Annotated in this window: 17 protein-coding genes; 10 read left to right on the top strand and 7 right to left on the bottom strand. The window is 72.2% G+C overall.

The genetic code is table 11. The features are described from left to right. Positions 1-231 precede the first annotated feature (231 nt). Positions 232-633, top strand: coding sequence for a YchJ family protein (locus ACI2LY_RS28550; RefSeq protein ID WP_404709652.1), 402 nt, complete (start codon positions 232-234; stop codon positions 631-633). 5 nt (positions 634-638) lie between these two features. On the opposite strand, the gene ACI2LY_RS28545 is transcribed toward ACI2LY_RS28550, so the two are convergent. Further along, complete coding sequence (locus tag ACI2LY_RS28545) at positions 639-1,340, bottom strand: FadR/GntR family transcriptional regulator (RefSeq protein WP_389004795.1); 702 nt, start codon at positions 1,338-1,340, stop codon at positions 639-641. Positions 1,341-1,481: 141 nt separating this feature from the next. On the opposite strand from ACI2LY_RS28545, the gene ACI2LY_RS28540 reads away from it, so the two are divergent. From ACI2LY_RS28540 to ACI2LY_RS28530, 3 genes are all read left to right on the top strand, one after another. After that, positions 1,482-2,003, top strand: coding sequence for a gluconokinase (locus ACI2LY_RS28540; RefSeq protein WP_389004796.1), 522 nt, complete (start codon positions 1,482-1,484; stop codon positions 2,001-2,003). Between the two features lie 106 nt (positions 2,004-2,109). Then, positions 2,110-3,507 carry a GntP family permease gene (locus ACI2LY_RS28535; protein WP_404709651.1) on the top strand — a complete coding sequence of 466 codons (1,398 nt, stop codon included), beginning with the start codon at positions 2,110-2,112 and terminating at the stop codon, positions 3,505-3,507. A gap of 200 nt (positions 3,508-3,707) precedes the next feature. Then, a complete protein-coding gene (locus ACI2LY_RS28530; protein WP_404709650.1) occupies positions 3,708-4,472 on the top strand; it encodes an SDR family oxidoreductase in 765 nt (254 codons plus the stop codon). A gap of 27 nt (positions 4,473-4,499) precedes the next feature. Here ACI2LY_RS28530 and ACI2LY_RS28525 read toward each other — a convergent pair whose 3' ends face one another. From ACI2LY_RS28525 to ACI2LY_RS28515, 3 genes are read right to left on the bottom strand one after another with little or no spacing between them, the layout of a single operon-like run. Continuing rightward, positions 4,500-5,126, bottom strand: coding sequence for a cytochrome b/b6 domain-containing protein (locus ACI2LY_RS28525; protein WP_404709649.1), 627 nt, complete (start codon positions 5,124-5,126; stop codon positions 4,500-4,502). Further along, positions 5,110-5,853 (bottom strand): molybdopterin-dependent oxidoreductase, encoded by a 744-nt coding sequence (locus ACI2LY_RS28520; protein ID WP_404709648.1) that lies wholly within the window; start codon positions 5,851-5,853, stop codon positions 5,110-5,112. Before ACI2LY_RS28520 ends, ACI2LY_RS28525 begins: the two co-directional genes overlap by 17 nt. Positions 5,854-5,901: 48 nt before the next feature. Then, positions 5,902-6,876 (bottom strand): hypothetical protein, encoded by a 975-nt coding sequence (locus ACI2LY_RS28515; protein ID WP_404709859.1) that lies wholly within the window; start codon positions 6,874-6,876, stop codon positions 5,902-5,904. 328 nt (positions 6,877-7,204) lie between these two features. On the opposite strand from ACI2LY_RS28515, the gene ACI2LY_RS28510 reads away from it, so the two are divergent. Genes ACI2LY_RS28510 through ACI2LY_RS28495 form a run of 4 tightly spaced genes read left to right on the top strand, consistent with a single transcriptional unit; the run spans position 7,205 to position 9,408 of the window. Further along, positions 7,205-8,116 carry a DMT family transporter gene (locus tag ACI2LY_RS28510; RefSeq protein WP_401633622.1) on the top strand — a complete coding sequence of 304 codons (912 nt, stop codon included), beginning with the start codon at positions 7,205-7,207 and terminating at the stop codon, positions 8,114-8,116. A gap of 51 nt (positions 8,117-8,167) precedes the next feature. Beyond that, a complete protein-coding gene (locus ACI2LY_RS28505) occupies positions 8,168-8,683 on the top strand; it encodes an NUDIX hydrolase (RefSeq protein ID WP_404709858.1) in 516 nt (171 codons plus the stop codon). A 21-nt stretch (positions 8,684-8,704) separates the two neighbouring features. Then, entirely contained in the window at positions 8,705-9,097 is a 393-nt protein-coding gene (locus ACI2LY_RS28500) for a YidH family protein (RefSeq protein ID WP_217462872.1), read from the top strand. Further along, positions 9,085-9,408, top strand: a complete 324-nt coding sequence (locus ACI2LY_RS28495) for a DUF202 domain-containing protein (protein WP_404709647.1) — start codon at positions 9,085-9,087, stop codon at positions 9,406-9,408. Before ACI2LY_RS28500 ends, ACI2LY_RS28495 begins: the two co-directional genes overlap by 13 nt. Positions 9,409-9,424: 16 nt before the next feature. Here the strand turns inward: ACI2LY_RS28495 and ACI2LY_RS28490 are convergent, their stop codons facing one another. Further along, positions 9,425-10,366: an NADP-dependent oxidoreductase gene (locus ACI2LY_RS28490; RefSeq protein ID WP_404709646.1), complete on the bottom strand. Its 942-nt coding sequence runs from the start codon at positions 10,364-10,366 to the stop codon at positions 9,425-9,427. 175 nt (positions 10,367-10,541) lie between these two features. Here ACI2LY_RS28490 and ACI2LY_RS28485 point away from each other — a divergent pair, with 175 nt between their 5' ends. Both ACI2LY_RS28485 and ACI2LY_RS28480 read left to right on the top strand, forming a co-directional pair. Continuing rightward, positions 10,542-11,564 (top strand): phosphotransferase family protein, encoded by a 1,023-nt coding sequence (locus ACI2LY_RS28485; protein WP_404709645.1) that lies wholly within the window; start codon positions 10,542-10,544, stop codon positions 11,562-11,564. 6 nt (positions 11,565-11,570) lie between these two features. Further along, positions 11,571-12,785 (top strand): acyl-CoA dehydrogenase family protein, encoded by a 1,215-nt coding sequence (locus ACI2LY_RS28480; RefSeq protein ID WP_404709644.1) that lies wholly within the window; start codon positions 11,571-11,573, stop codon positions 12,783-12,785. Between the two features lie 56 nt (positions 12,786-12,841). On the opposite strand, the gene ACI2LY_RS28475 is transcribed toward ACI2LY_RS28480, so the two are convergent. Further along, positions 12,842-13,435, bottom strand: coding sequence for a TetR/AcrR family transcriptional regulator (locus ACI2LY_RS28475; protein ID WP_393915764.1), 594 nt, complete (start codon positions 13,433-13,435; stop codon positions 12,842-12,844). Positions 13,436-13,533: 98 nt separating this feature from the next. Beyond that, positions 13,534-14,307, bottom strand: a complete 774-nt coding sequence (locus tag ACI2LY_RS28470; protein WP_404709857.1) for an SDR family oxidoreductase — start codon at positions 14,305-14,307, stop codon at positions 13,534-13,536. Positions 14,308-14,455: the final 148 nt, after the last annotated feature.

Here is a 14,455-nt window from a genome sequence, read left to right as displayed (position 1 = left end):
GCCACCATGTTGGATTAGGTGGCAAGTGACTATCCGCAAGGGCCCAAGGGGAGTACGGTGATGCATCGAAGCTTGGGCGCGGAAACCGACCGTGGAACAGCGGCCGCACTGCCGACAGCTAACTCCCGCATGACGCCTGTCGAGTCACCTCTCTGACGAGACCCGCGCGGCTTTCCGGGGCTGCGAGAGCGGCTAACCGGACCAGCTCTGCCATCCGGCACAATGGCTCGCATGGCCCGTCGCACCTCCCGTAACGCCCGTCCCACCAGCTGCCCTTGCGGGCTGTCGAGTTCCTACGCCGACTGTTGCGGCCGGTTCCACTCGGGGGCCGTTGCCGCGCCCAATGCTGAGGCGCTCATGCGGTCGCGGTACAGCGCGTTCGTGGTGGGCGATGTGGAGTATCTGGTGCGGACCTGGCATCCGCGGACTCGGCCCGAGCAGTTGGAGCTCGATCCGGGGATGCGGTGGACCGGGCTGGAGATCCTGGAGACCGGGGGCGGGTCCGCGTTTCACTCCGGCGGGACCGTGACGTTCCGGGCCTCGTACCAGGGGGGTTCGCTGCATGAGCGGAGCCGGTTCGAGCGGGTGGACGGGGCCTGGGTGTACGTCGACGGGGAGTTCCTCGCCGACTGAAGAACCTACGGCACCAGGATGTCGAGTTCCTGGAGTGCGCCCACCGTGATCTCCCGGGTCAGTTCCTCCGCGCGGACGCTGTCGCCCGCGCGGACCGCCTCGGCGACCCGGACGTGCAGGGTGACGGCGGGCGGGTCGGGGTCGGCGAACATCACGTCGTGCTGGGTGCGGCCCGCGAGGACCTCGGCGACGACGTCCCCGAGGCGGGCGAACATCTCGTTGCCGGAGGCCGTGAGGATGATCCGGTGGAAGGCGATGTCGTGGATCAGGTACTGATCCAGCTTGTGGCCGCGTGAGTTGGCGACCATGCCGAGGGCGCACTCGGTGAGTTCGGCGCACTGCTCGGCGGTGGCGTTGCGGGCGGTGAGACCGGCCGCGATGGGCTCGATCGCGGAGCGCAGCACGGTCAGCGAGCGCAATTGGTGCGGGCGGTCGGCGCCCGCGAGGCGCCAGCGGATGACCTGCGGATCGTAGACGTTCCACTCGTGCTTGGGGCGGACCGTGACGCCGACCCGGCGGCGGGAGGCGACCAGGTGCATGGACTCCAGTACGCGGACGGCCTCGCGCATGACGGAGCGGGACACGTCGAAGCGCTGGGCCAGTTCGTCGGTGCGCAGCACGCTGCCCGGCGGGTACTCGCCCGCCGTGATCGCGGGGCCGAGGGTGTCCAGTACGCGGCCGTGCAGCCCCCGGCCCGGTGTGCTCATGCACTCAGCGTACGGCCTGGATCACAGCCATAAAAAGTCAGACTTATATGTCACAGCCACTTGAATTTGTCGTACCTAATGGGTTTCAGTACATCGACGCCGGAGTACGGCGTCGATGTCGAAGAAGACAGCGAGGCAGTCATGCGCACCCCCCAGGTCGTCGTCGTGATGGGCGTCGCCGGGACGGGCAAGACCACGATCGGTCCTTTGCTCGCCGCCCGGCTGGGCGTCCCGTACGCCGAGGGCGACGACTTCCATCCGCAGGCCAACATCGACAAGATGTCGGCGGGGACTCCGCTCGAGGACGCCGACCGGTGGCCGTGGCTCGATGCCATCGGGCGCTGGGCGCACGGCCGGGCCGGGCTCGGCGGGGTGGTGAGCAGCTCCGCGCTGAAGCGGTCGTACCGCGACCGGCTGCGGGCCGAGGCCCCCGGTGCGGTGTTCGTGCACCTGACCGGCAGCCGTGAACTCATCGAGGGACGGATGTCCCAGCGGCAGGGCCACTTCATGCCGACCGCGCTGCTGGACTCGCAGTTCGCCACGCTCCAGCCCCTGGAGGCCGACGAGGCGGGTGTCGCCGTCGACGTCAGCGGGTCCCCCGAGGAGATCACCGAGCGGGCGGCCGAGGCTCTGGCCGCGTTCGCCGCCGCGACCTCCGCGTAGTCCGCGCGTAGTCCCCCTCCGCAGTACCAGTACCGCGGCATCGCGGTACCCCCCTTTCTCCACCCCCCTCATGTCCCCCGAATCCCCGTAACCGCAAGGGAATCCCGTGACCAGACTCAGCGTCGAGATGCTGGCAGCGGACACCGTCCAGCCGATCACCTCGGCCGGCCACGCCCAGCTGGGCATAGCCGTCCTGGCGGGCATCGCCGTCATCGTTTTTCTCATCACCAAGTTCAAGCTCCACGCCTTCCTGGCCCTGACCATCGGTTCGCTGGTGCTCGGGGCGGCGGCCGGTGCTCCGCTCGACAAGGCGATCGTGAGCTTCACGACCGGCCTGGGCAGCACGGTCGCCGGTGTCGGTGTGCTGATCGCGCTGGGCGCGATCCTCGGCAAGCTGCTCGCCGACTCCGGCGGCGCGGACCAGATCGTCGACACGATCCTGGCCAAGGCGGGCGGCCGTGCGATGCCGTGGGCCATGGTGCTCATCGCGTCCGTGATCGGTCTGCCGCTGTTCTTCGAGGTCGGCATCGTGCTGCTGATCCCCGTCGTGCTGATGGTCGCCAGGCGCGGCAACTACTCCCTGATGCGCATCGGCATCCCGGCGCTGGCCGGTCTGTCGGTGATGCACGGACTGATCCCGCCGCACCCCGGCCCGCTGGTCGCCATCGACGCGGTCAAGGCCAACCTGGGTGTGACGCTGGCGCTCGGCATCGTGGTCGCCATCCCGACCGTGATCATCGCCGGTCCGCTGTTCTCGAAGGTCGCCGCCCGCTGGGTGGACGTACCGGCGCCCGAGCGGATGATCCCGGAGCGCGCCTCCGAGAGCCTGGAGCGTCGTCCGGGCTTCGGCGCCACGCTGGCCACGGTGCTGCTGCCGGTGGTGCTGATGCTGGCGAAGGCCCTGGTGGACATCGTCGTCGACGACCCGGCCAACATGACCCAGCGGGTCTTCGACGTGGTCGGCTCCCCGCTGATCGCGCTGCTCGCCGCCGTGATCGTCGGCTTCTTCACGCTGGGCCGTCCCGCGGGCTTCACCAAGGGCCGTCTGCAGCAGACCGTCGAGAAGGGCCTGATGCCGATCGCGGGCATCCTGCTGATCGTCGGCGCGGGCGGTGGCTTCAAGCAGACGCTGATCGACTGCGGTGTGGGCCAGATGATCCTGGACATCTCCAAGGACTGGTCGATCCCGGCGCTGCTGCTGGCCTGGCTGATCGCGGTGGCGATCCGGCTGGCGACCGGTTCGGCGACGGTGGCGACGGTCTCGGCGGCCGGTCTGGTCGCGCCGCTCGCGGCCGACATGTCGACCACGCACACGGCCCTGCTGGTACTGGCCATCGGTGCCGGTTCGCTCTTCTTCAGCCATGTCAACGACGCCGGTTTCTGGCTGGTGAAGGAGTACTTCGGGCTGAGCGTCGGCCAGACGGTGAAGACCTGGTCGCTGATGGAGACCATCATCTCGGTGGTCGCCGGTGGTCTGGTCCTCCTCCTCTCATTGGTGATTTAGGGCCTGTCTTCCGGATCTGGCCGGCTCGGGCCGAGGGCGCCTTCCTGGCCGACCCGAGCCGGGTCTGGTGCGTGCAGCTGCAAGGCGGAGGAGGGAGTCGACGCGGAGCGTCGGCGAGTGACGACAACGCCGCAGATGTGCGTGCCAGACCCCGCGACCCCGGCAAGATCCGGAAGACAGGCCCTAGGAGCGCTACGGCGATGACGGCTCACCCCCTCTTCGACATCAGCGGCCGTACGGCCCTGGTCACCGGTTCCAGCCGGGGCATCGGTCTCGCCCTGGCCCGTGGTCTCGCCGAGGCGGGCTGCACCGTGGTCCTCAACGGACGTGACGGTGACCGCCTCGCGCGGGCCGCGGCGGAACTGCCCGGCGACCAGGTGCACACGGCGGTGTTCGACGTGACCGACGGCCCCTCGGTGGCCGCCGGGATCGCCGAGGTAGAGGAGCGGGTGGGCCCGCTCGACATTCTGGTCAACAACGCGGGGATGCAACTGCGGGCGCCGCTGCTGGAGTTCACCGACTCCGACTGGCACCGTATCCTCGCCACCAATCTCACCAGCGCCTTCCTCACCGGCCGCGAGGCCGCCCGGCGGATGACCGAGCGCGGTCGCGGCAAGATCGTGAACGTGTGCTCGCTGCAGAGCGAGGTGGTACGCCCCGGCATCGCGCCGTACGCGGCGACCAAGGGCGCGCTGAAGATGCTCACCAAGGGCATGTGCGCGGACTGGGGTCCGCGGGGCGTGCAGGTCAACGGGCTGGGGCCCGGTTACATCGAGACCGAGCTGACCCGGCCGCTGGTCGAGGACGCCGAGTTCAGCGCGTGGGTGCGGGGGCGGACCCCGGCCGGGCGCTGGGGGCGTACCGAGGACTTGGTCGGCGGGCTGCTGTTCCTGGTCTCCCCCGCCGCCGACTTCGTCACCGGCCAGGTGCTGTACGTCGACGGCGGCATGACGAGCGTGCTCTGACGCGCCTTCCGCCCTGAAATCGCGCGCTCACGGGCGCCACAGCCGGTGTTCCCGCTCCGCCCACTCCCGGCTCACGGTGCCGGTGCGCAGTCCCCGCCGTGCCTCAGGGTCGCCCAGCGCCTTGCCGATGTGTCCCGCGAGGACCACGCCGACGGTGAGGGCCAGCCAGTCGTGGACGAAGGTGGCCGAGGTGCGCCACAGCAGCGGGGTGAGGTGGGTGAACCACATCATCAGGCCGGTGCCGAGCATCACCAGGACGGCTCCGGCGATCCAGGCCGTGTAGATCTTCTGCCCCGCGTTGAACTTGCCCGCGGGGCGCTCCGCGTACCGCCGGTCCCGGCGCAGGGCGGCGCGCAGCCAGCGCCGGTCGTGCGGGCCGAACCGGTTGAGCGCGCCGAGGTCGGCGCGGAACGCGCGGGACACCAGCCCCAGCAGTACGGGTACGGGCAGCGCGAGTCCGGCCCATTCGTGGACGCGTACGACGAGTTCGCGGCGGCCGACGAGGACGGCGAGCTGGGGCACGTAGAGGCAGGCGGCCGTGGCGACGCAGACGGCCATGAGGGCAGCGCTCGTGCGGTGGACCCAGCGTTCGGCGGGGGTGAAGCGGTGGACGCGGGCGCTCGTCGGGGCCGGGGTGTCAGCTCGTAGGGTCATCGGTCCGTCCGTTCGAGCGGCCGACCCAGGCGTCGACGTCGTAGCCGAGTCTCTCCCAGTAGCCGGGGGTGACGTGGTCGGTGACGGTGATGCCGGAGAGCCATTTGGCGGACTTGTAGAAGTACATGGGGGCGACGTAGAGGCGGACGGGGCCGCCGTGGTCGTGGCCGATGTCCTTGCCCTGCATGCGCAGCGCCACGAGGACGTCGGGGCGGCGGGCCTGGTCGAGGGTGAGGCTCTCGGTGTAGGTGCCGTCGAAGCAGGTGAAGCGGATGGCCCGGGCGGTGGGGCGTACTCCGGCCGCGTCCAGCAGGGTGCTCAGGCGGACGCCCTCGAAGGGGGTGCCGGGGACGCGCCAGCCGGTGACGCACTGGACGTCCCTGGTCAGCCGGGTGCGGGGCAGGGCGCGCAGGTCGGCGAGGGTGTAGGCGCGGGGGTGGTCGACGAGGCCGTCCACGGTGAGCTTGTAGTCGGCGGGGCCCTTGTGCGGGACGGAGGCGGCGACGGAGTAGTACCGGAAGCCGCCGCCGTTGGGGAGCAGGCCGCTCAGGCCGGTGGGGTCCTGGCCGGAGAGGGCGCCGAGCGCGCTCTCCGCTCCGCGTTGCAGCCAGGGCGCGGTGGCGACGCCGAGCGCGCCCAGGCCGAGGGTGCCGAGGAACAGGCGGCGGCCGATGGGCTTGCCGTGCGCGTCGGGGTCGGGGGCGTGCCGGTCCGGGTCGGGGGTCACGTCGTCATTCGAGCACGAGTGGGGGCGGTGGGGCCAGTGTCGCCGGGGTCAGCCGGTGGCCAGGGCGTGGGCGCGGGCCTGGTGGAAGGCGGCCCAGGGGTCCTGGCCGGTGTAGGACCAGGGGGCGCGGGTGGCGTGCGGGCCGATGCGGTGGAAGAGGGCCGCGGCCTCGGCGGGACGGCCCGCGGCGGACATGGCGAAGGCCAGGTGGTTGAGGTCGATGTGGCGTCTGGGGTGTTCGTCGTGCTCCCACTCCAGCCACCAGTCGAACGCGGCGCGCAGCACCCGGCGCGCGCGGGGGCCGGTCCAGTGGGCGCAGGGGGCGGGGCCGGGGACGGCGGGGGCGAGTCCGGCGGCGGCGAGGACGCGGTGCCGTTCGGCGTACGCGACGACCGGGAGGACGGCGAGCGGGGAGTCGGCGGGGGCCTCGGCGGCGGCGCGCTCGGCCGCGTCGTACGCCTCGTGGGACTCGGGTCCGCCGGGCGGGCGTTCGGCGAGTCCGGCGACGAGCAGGTGGTGGCCGTGGTGGTGCTCGGGGTGGCGGGCGCGCAGTTCCTTGAAGACGGCCGTCGGCTCCGGTCCGGGGCCGTGGGCGCGGGCCAGCAGGAGCAGGCCGAGCCAGGGGGTGGGGTCGGCGGGGGCGAGTTCGGCGGCGGTGTGGCAGGAGGCGCGGGCGTGGCCGGGGTCCTCCTGGCCGCGCAGGGCGCGGTGGACCAGGGCCAGGGCGAGCAGGGTGGCAGCGTCGGCGGAGCCGGGTTCGGCGAGCAGCCACTGCCCGGCGGCGGTGTGGGCGCCGGGTTCGGCGGCGAGCACGGTGACGCGGTGGCCCCGGCGGTCCCAGTCGTCACCGGTGTGCGTCAGCAGGGAGCGGGCAGACTGCCGGCGGCCCTGGGCCAGGGCGGCGCGCGCGGCGAGGAGTTCGGCGTCGCCGAGGGCGGCGTCGAAGGTGCCGGAGTGCTCGGGGGCGGTGCCGCCGGGCGGTTCCGAGGGGGCCCGGTCTGTGACGGGCGGGGGCGGGGTCAGGGGCACCGCAGGACTTCCTGTTTTTCGGGCTGCCATCGGCCGATCACTCACAGCAAACTCCCCGCCTTGGTTTGCGTCAAGCGAAATCAGGGTGTTGCTCGGTTCAACCACCGCGGCAGCAGGGCTACTTGGGGCACGGGTGCCCTGGTCGGGGCCGGATAGGCCGGTCCGGGGGGCGCCGGGTGTGGCGTACGCCATGGCGCCGGGCGGCGGAGGGACGGAACATGACCGGACGGTTCCCCCGAAACGTGCCCGCTTCCGGGCACTCTCCACAGTCCCGCCCGTCCGGGGCGCTACAGTCGGCCACTACGCAATCGTGGCCCGGCCGATGATCGAGGTACGCAGCGTGTCCGTTCTGGTTCTCCTCCTCGCCGTCAGTGCCGCGGCGTGCCTGGGGTTCGGGTTCGTGCTTCAGCAGAACGTGGCGCGGAACGCGCCCCCGAGCGACTTCCTGTCCTTCCGGCTGCTGCTGGACCTGATGCGGGTGCCGCGCTGGCTGGGCGGTACGGCGCTGATGGTGGCGGGCATGGCGCTGGGCGCGGTGGCGCTCGGCAACGGCGAGATCTCCCTGGTGGAGCCCCTGCTCGCGACGAACCTGCTGTTCGCGCTCGCCCTGTCCCGCCGTCAGACCGGCCAGCGGCTGGGCAGGCAGGGCTGGGCCGGTCTGGTGCTGCTGGCGGGCGGGGTGAGCACGTTCATCCTGGCGGGCCGTCCGCGCGGCGGCACCGCGGTCACCGATCCGGTACGGCACTGGCTGATCCTCGGCGTGATGGTCGGGGTGGCGCTGGCGCTGGCCTGCTGGGCGAAACGCTCGCGGATCTCCTGGAGCCCGGTGCTGCTGGCGACGGCCGCCGGGCTTCTCTACGGCGTGCAGGACGCGCTGACCCGGGTGAGCGGCATCCGCTTCCGGGAGGGCGGCTTCACGGAACTGTTCACCGGCGGGCATCCCTACGCGGTGCTGGCGCTCGGGGTGACCGGGCTGCTGCTGGTGCAGAGCGCGTTCGAGGCGGCGCCGCTGCGCATGTCGCTGCCCGCGCTGACGGCCGCCCAGCCGCTCGCGGGCATCCTGTGCGGGGTGGGCTTCCTCGGTGACCGGCTGCACACCGACACCGGGGCGCTGGCCTGGGAGGCGGCGGGGCTCGCGGCGGTCGTCGCGGGCATCGTGCTGCTGGGGCTGCACCCGGCGATGCCGTGCGGCACGGCCGAGGAGCGGCCGGTGCGGGATCTCCAGCGGAACTGAGGCGCCGACGGCCGGGGCTGCTTGGATGGCGGGATGAACCCCGCCGACCAGATGAACCCCGCCGACGAGATCCTCGACATCGTGGACGAGCACGACCGTGTCGTCCGCCAGGCCCCGCGCGGCGAGGCGTACGCCCAGGGGCTGCGCCACCGCTGCGTCTTCATCCAGGTCCGGGACGCCGAGGGCCGTCTCTTCGTGCACCGGCGCACCGCCACCAAGCTGGTCTTCCCCGCGCTGTACGACCTGTTCGTGGGCGGTGTGGTGGGCGCGGGCGAGTCCTACGACGCGGCGGCGCTGCGCGAGGCGGAGGAGGAGCTGGGGGTGAGCGGGCTGCCGGAGCCGACGTTCCTCTTCAAGTTCCTCTACGAGGACGAGGCGGGGCACGGCTGGTGGTCGGCGGTGTACGAGGTGCGCTGCGAGCTTCCGGTGCGGCCGCAGGTGGAGGAGGTGCAGTGGCATGCCTTCCTCACCGACGAGGAGGTGGCGGCGCGGCTGGCCGAGTGGGAGTGGGTGCCGGACGGGCTGGCCGCGCACGAGCGGCTGAGGGCGTTCCGGGCGGCGGGGTGAGACGCCGGTAGGGTCCGTCGGGTGAGCGAATTCGTGCGGAACGCCCGGCTCTGGTTCGCGCCCGAGCGGGTGCGGGACGAGGGCACCACCCCGGACTACCGGTTCTCGCTGGCCAACGAGCGGACCTTCCTGGCCTGGCTGCGGACCGCGCTGGCGTTGATCGGCGGCGGTTTCGCGGTGGACCAGTTCCTGCCGCACCTGCGCTGGGCGTGGCGGGTGGGGCTGGCGCTGGCGCTGCTGGGCGGCGGGGTGCTGTGCGCGCTGCGCGCGGTGCACCACTGGGTGCGCTGTGAGCAGGCGATGCGGCGGGGCGAGGATCTGCCGGTGTCCCGGTTCCCGGCGGTGCTGAGCCTGCTGGTGGCGGTGGTGGCCGTGGCGATGGTCGTGGTGGTGCTGGCCGGATGGGCGGGATGACGGCTCCGGCCGGGGACCCGGGGCTCCAGCCGCAGCGCACCCGGCTGGCGTGGCGGCGTACGACCCTGTCGGGCACGGTGACCGCGGTGCTGGCGATGCGGGCCGCGGTGCGGGCGGCCAGTCCGCTGACCGGGGCGGTGCTGGTGCTGCTGTGCTCCGTGTGCTGGCTGGCCTTTCTCGCGCTGGCCCATCTGCGCATCCGGACCCTGGCGGAGAGCGCGGTACCGGCCGCGCTGACCCCGCGCCTGGCGTGGGCGGCGACGGGGTGCGCGGTGGCGCTGGCGCTGTGCGCGGCGGTACTGGTGGCCTAGCGGGGTACTGGGGGGCCTAGTCGTCCTCCGCCTTGCCGACGGTCACGACGATCTTGCCGCGGGTGCGGCCCTCCTGGCTGAGCTGCTGGGCCTCGGCGGTCCGCTCCAGCGGGAACGTCTGGTCGACGTGGACGGAGACGGCGCCCTGGTCGGCGAGCCGGGCGAGTTTGGCGAGGTCCTCGGCGTCGGGGCGGACGAACCAGTAGCGGCCGCCGTACTCGGTGACGTCCGGGTCGGCGATCGAGGCGAGTCGGCCGCCGGGCGCGAGGAGCTGGGCGGAGACTTTGAGGGTCTCGCCGCCGACGGTGTCGAAGACCGCGTCGACGCCCTCGGGGGCGATGCCGCGTACGCGTTCGGCCAGGCCCTCGCCGTAGCTGACGGGTTCGCCGCCGAGGCCCCGCACGAAGGCGTGGTTGCGTTCGCTCGCGGTGCCGATGACGCGGGCGCCGAGGTGGGCGGCGATCTGCACGCCGAGGGAGCCGACGCCCCCGGCGGCCGCGTGGATGAGCACCGTCTCGCCGCGCTTGACCTTCAGGATCTGGACGAGGACCTGGTAGGCGGTCAGGCCCGCCAGCGGCAGTCCGGCGGCCTCCTCGAAGGAGAGCGCGGCGGGCTTGCGGGCCAGGGTGCGCACGGGGGCGGCGACGTACTCGGCGAAGGTGCCGAGCGAGAGCAGGTCCTCGCGGACGTACCCCATCACCTCGTCCCCTTCCGCGTACTCGACGACGGAGGCGCCGGGGCGGACCACGACGCCGCTGACGTCCCAGCCGGTGATGACGGGGAAGACGGTGTTCAGGATCGGGTCGAGATAGCCCTCGCGGCACTTCCAGTCGACCGGGTTGACCGCGGCCGCGCGCACCCGGACCAGCACCTGGTCGGGGCCGACCTTCGGCTCGGGCAGCTCGCCGTACTCCAGCACCTCGGGGCCGCCGTAGCGGCGGTAGCTGATCGCCTTCATGATCTGGACCCTCCAGGGTGTTCACCCGCCACGCAACCCCGGTGTCACGATATGGGCGTTTCGCGGGGCCCGGAGATAGCTCGTCCGCCGTAACTCCGCGGAACACACTGGACGGCATACCGACCGGTCGGCATCATGTGACGGGTTCCTGTTCATCCGTTCGTAGGAGTGTTGTATGAGCGCCGACCACCCGCCCGGACTCGATCTCGACCGGCTGCGCGCGCTGCTCGACCGTGAGCGCCCCGGCCTGGTGACCGGCCCGCTGACCGGCAGGCTGATCGAGGGCGGACGGTCGAACCTCACCTACGCCGTCTCCGACGGCACCTCCCGCTGGGTCGTCCGGCGCCCCCCGCTGGGCCACGTCCTGGCCACCGCGCACGACATGCGGCGCGAACACCGGGTGATCAGCGCCCTGCACCCCACCCGGGTGCCGGTGCCCCGGCCGGTGCTGCTGTGCGAGGACGACGAGGTGCTGGGCGCGCCGTTCTACGTGATGGAGTTCGTCGAGGGCACCCCGTACCGCACGGTGGACCAGCTCGCGCCGCTCGGCCCGGAGCGCACCCGCGACGCGGTGCTGTCGCTGGTGGACACGCTGGTCGAGCTGCACGCGGTGGACCCCGCCGAGGTGGGCCTCGCGGACTTCGGCCGCCCCGAGGGCTTCCTCGACCGCCAGCTGCGCCGCTGGGGCAAGCAGCTCGACGCCTCCCGCAACCGCGAACTGGCGGGCGTGGACGAGCTGCACGCGGCCCTCGGCCGCTCGCTGCCCACCTCCCCGGCCCCGACCGTGGTGCACGGCGACTACCGCCTGGACAACGTGCTGATCGGCGAGGGCGACCGCATCGAGGCGATCCTCGACTGGGAGATGTCGACCCTGGGCGACCCGCTGACCGACCTGGGCCTGCTGGTGATGTACAGCCAGCCGCTCGGCATGACCCACTCCCCCGTCTCCACCACCGCCGAGGCCCCCGGCCACCCCTCGCCCGCCGAGCTGGTCGAGCGGTACGCGGAGCGGTCCGGGCGGGATGTCTCGGACGTCAACTGGTACACGGCATTCGCCTGGTTCAAGCTCGCCGTGATCCTGGAGGGCATCCACTACCGGTACACCCTGGGCCAGACGGTCGGGCGCGGCTTCGACCGCATCGGGGACCTGGTGCCCGTCTTCATCGACCACGGACTGACCACCCTTCAGGAAGGCTGAGAACAGATGGACTTCGCGTTCGACGCGCGCACCGAGGAACTCCGGACCCGGCTCCTCGCCTTCATGGACGAGCACGTGTACCCGGCCGAGAAGACCGCCGAGGAGCAGCGGGCGCTGCTGGACTCCCCCTGGGACACCCCGGCGGTGGTGGACGAGCTGAAGGCCGAGGCGCGGCGGCAGGGCCTGTGGAACCTCTTCCTGCCCGACGCCGAGTTCGGTGCCGGGCTGACCAACCTCCAGTACGCGCCGCTGGCCGAGATCACCGGCCGGTCCCCGCAGCTGGCGCCGACCGCGCTGAACTGCGCGGCGCCGGACACCGGGAACATGGAGGTGCTGGCGCAGTTCGGCACCGACGAGCAGAAGAAGCAGTGGCTGGAGCCGCTGCTGGCCGGGGAGATCCGGTCGGCGTTCGCGATGACCGAGCCGGAGGTGGCCTCCTCGGACGCCACCAACATCACCACGCACATCGAGCGCGAGGGTGACCAGTACGTCATCACGGGCCGCAAGTGGTACATCTCCGGGGCGATGAACCCGGACTGCAAGATCTTCATCGTGATGGGCAAGACCGACCCGGACGGCGAGGACCCCCGCCGTCAGCAGTCGATGGTGCTGGTGCCGCGGGACACGCCCGGCGTGACCGTGAAGCGGGCCATGCAGGTGTTCGGGTACGAGGACCACTCGCACGGCGGGCACGCGGAGGTCGTCTTCGACCACGCGCGCGTGCCGGTGACCAACCTGGTCGGCGAGGAGGGCGGCGGTTTCGCCATCGCGCAGGCCCGGCTCGGTCCGGGGCGCATCCACCACTGCATGCGGCTGATCGGCATGGCCGAGCGGGCCATCGAGCTGATGTGCAGGCGGGCGGTGTCGCGTACCGCGTTCGGCAAGCCGCTGGCGCAGCAGGGCGTGGTGCAGAACTGGATCGCGGACGCGCGGGTGACGGTGGAGCAGCTGCGGCTGCTGGTGCTGAAGACGGCCTGGCTGATGGACACGGTCGGCAACCGGGGCGCGCACACCGAGATCCAGGCCATCAAGATCGCCACTCCGCGTGCGGTGGTGGAGATCCTGGACCGGGCGATCCAGCTGCACGGCGCGGGCGGGGTGAGCCAGGACTTCCCGCTGGCCGACCTGTACGCGGGTGCCCGCACGCTGATGCTGGCGGACGGCCCGGACGAGGTCCACCAGCGCTCGCTGGCCCGGCGTGAGCTGAAGAAGTACCTGTAGCGGGACGGTGGTTGTAAGGGGCGCCTGCCATTGCGGGCGCCCCTTACGCGTGGTCCTTATGGGCGCAGGGCGCGCAGGAGGAGGTCGGCGAGGTGGTCGGCGACCTGCTGCGGGGTGAGCGGGCCCTTGGGGCGGTACCAGGTGGAGAGGTGGTGGACCGACCCGAAGTGGTAGTCCACGACCAGGTCGGCCGGGGTGGCGGTGGAGAACACGCCCTCGCGCTGGCCCTCTTCAATGAGCGCGCGGAACCGTTCGTGGTAGCGGCGGCGTTCGGCGCGGACCTGCTTGTTCTTCTCCGGGCTCAGGTGGTGCATCGAGCGGAAGAAGATCATCGCGTCGTCGAGGTTGTCGATGGTGGTCACGACGACGTCGGCGGCCGCGTCCCGTACCCGCTTCTCCACCGGCTCGTCGGCGTCCGCGAAGGCGTCCAGGCGGTCCTGCTGGAGGCGCAGCACGCGCGCGTAGACCTCGTGCAGGAGGTCGTCCTTGGAGCCGAAGTAGTGGTAGAGCGCGCCCTTGGTGACTCCGGCGGCCTCGACGATCTCCTGCACCGAGGTGCGGTCGTAGCCCTGGTCGGCGAAGAGGCGGGTCGCGGCGTCCAGCAGCCGCCGCGGGACGGGTGTGGCGTCTCCGTCCGTGGTCCTGGGCACTGCCGCCACCTGCCTTTCCGTCGGGTCCGCCGACTGTCGTCACTGGCGCGGGAACGGTTTCCCGCCGGAGGATCTTCCCATCCCGCGGCGGGGCCGGGTCAGCGGGAGTCCTCCCAGGCGCGCTGGAGCCGGTTCATGCCGCCCAGCCACTTGTCCGGGAGGGCCGCGCGGGCCTGGTAGTACTCGGCCACCTCGGGGTGCGGCAGGATCAGGAAGCGGTCCTCGGCCATGCCCGCGAACAGGGCGTCGGCGACCTCGTCCGGTTCGATGGCGGTCGGCTGGAGCACCAGGTCGCCCGCGCTGCCGGTGGCGGCCAGCATGTCGGTGCGCACGCCCTGCGGGCAGATGGCGTGCACCTTGACGCCCCGGTGGCGGTAGGTGAGGGACAGCCACTCGGCGAAGGCCAGCGCGCCGTGCTTGGTGACGCTGTAGGACGGGGCGCCGATCATGGTGAGCAGTCCGGCGGCGGAGACGGTGGAGACGAACCGGCCGCCGCCGTTCTCCAGCCAGTCGGGCAGCAGTTCGTGGGCGGCGCGGACGTGGGCCATCACGTTGACGTCCCAGGACACCGCCCAGGAGCGTTCGTCCAGCGGGGCGCCGGGGGTGCCGTCCTCGAAGGCGACGCCCGCGTTGGCGCAGTACACGTCGATGGTGCCGCCGAGTGCCGCGCGGGCCTCGGCGACGATGCCGGAGGCGTCGCCGGGTACGGCGGTGGCGCCGATCTCCTCGGCCACTGCCTTGGCCTTGTCGGCGTCGAGGTCGTTGACGACGACACGGGCGCCCTCGGCGGCGAACCGGCGGGCGAGGGCGGCCCCGATCCCTCCGCCCGCTCCGGTGACGACGACTCCGGCGTCCTGCACGGCTTCCACCAGCGGCCTCCTTCGAGCTGTGGCTGTGCGCGGCGGTCCCACCGCCGCGGCGCCAGACTAACCAGTCGGTATGCCAGAGGGAAGGGGAATCCGTCGACGCCCCCGGTCCGGCGCGTTCCCTGGGGGCCCGCCAGGCGTTAGCGTCCCCGTG

Origin of the sequence: Streptomyces sp. NPDC002176 (genome assembly GCF_044903645.1) — a bacterium.
GTDB lineage: Bacteria > Actinomycetota > Actinomycetes > Streptomycetales > Streptomycetaceae > Streptomyces.
Note: the sequence above shows the minus strand (reverse complement) of the source record. Positions and strands in the feature narration are given on the sequence as shown.

Excerpts from the sequence above, each read along its gene's own strand:
- ACI2LY_RS28550 (WP_404709652.1), top strand. The coding sequence starts at position 232 with ATGGCCCGTCGCACCTCCCGTAACGCCCGTCCCACCAGCTGCCCTTGC.
- ACI2LY_RS28545 (WP_389004795.1), bottom strand. The coding sequence starts at position 1,340 with ATGAGCACACCGGGCCGGGGGCTGCACGGCCGCGTACTGGACACCCTC.
- ACI2LY_RS28540 (WP_389004796.1), top strand. The coding sequence starts at position 1,482 with ATGCGCACCCCCCAGGTCGTCGTCGTGATGGGCGTCGCCGGGACGGGC.
- ACI2LY_RS28530 (WP_404709650.1), top strand. The coding sequence starts at position 3,708 with ATGACGGCTCACCCCCTCTTCGACATCAGCGGCCGTACGGCCCTGGTC.
- ACI2LY_RS28525 (WP_404709649.1), bottom strand. The coding sequence starts at position 5,126 with ATGACCCTACGAGCTGACACCCCGGCCCCGACGAGCGCCCGCGTCCAC.
- ACI2LY_RS28510 (WP_401633622.1), top strand. The coding sequence starts at position 7,205 with ATGATCGAGGTACGCAGCGTGTCCGTTCTGGTTCTCCTCCTCGCCGTC.
- ACI2LY_RS28505 (WP_404709858.1), top strand. The coding sequence starts at position 8,168 with ATGAACCCCGCCGACGAGATCCTCGACATCGTGGACGAGCACGACCGT.
- ACI2LY_RS28495 (WP_404709647.1), top strand. The coding sequence starts at position 9,085 with ATGGGCGGGATGACGGCTCCGGCCGGGGACCCGGGGCTCCAGCCGCAG.
- ACI2LY_RS28490 (WP_404709646.1), bottom strand. The coding sequence starts at position 10,366 with ATGAAGGCGATCAGCTACCGCCGCTACGGCGGCCCCGAGGTGCTGGAG.
- ACI2LY_RS28485 (WP_404709645.1), top strand. The coding sequence starts at position 10,542 with ATGAGCGCCGACCACCCGCCCGGACTCGATCTCGACCGGCTGCGCGCG.
- ACI2LY_RS28480 (WP_404709644.1), top strand. The coding sequence starts at position 11,571 with ATGGACTTCGCGTTCGACGCGCGCACCGAGGAACTCCGGACCCGGCTC.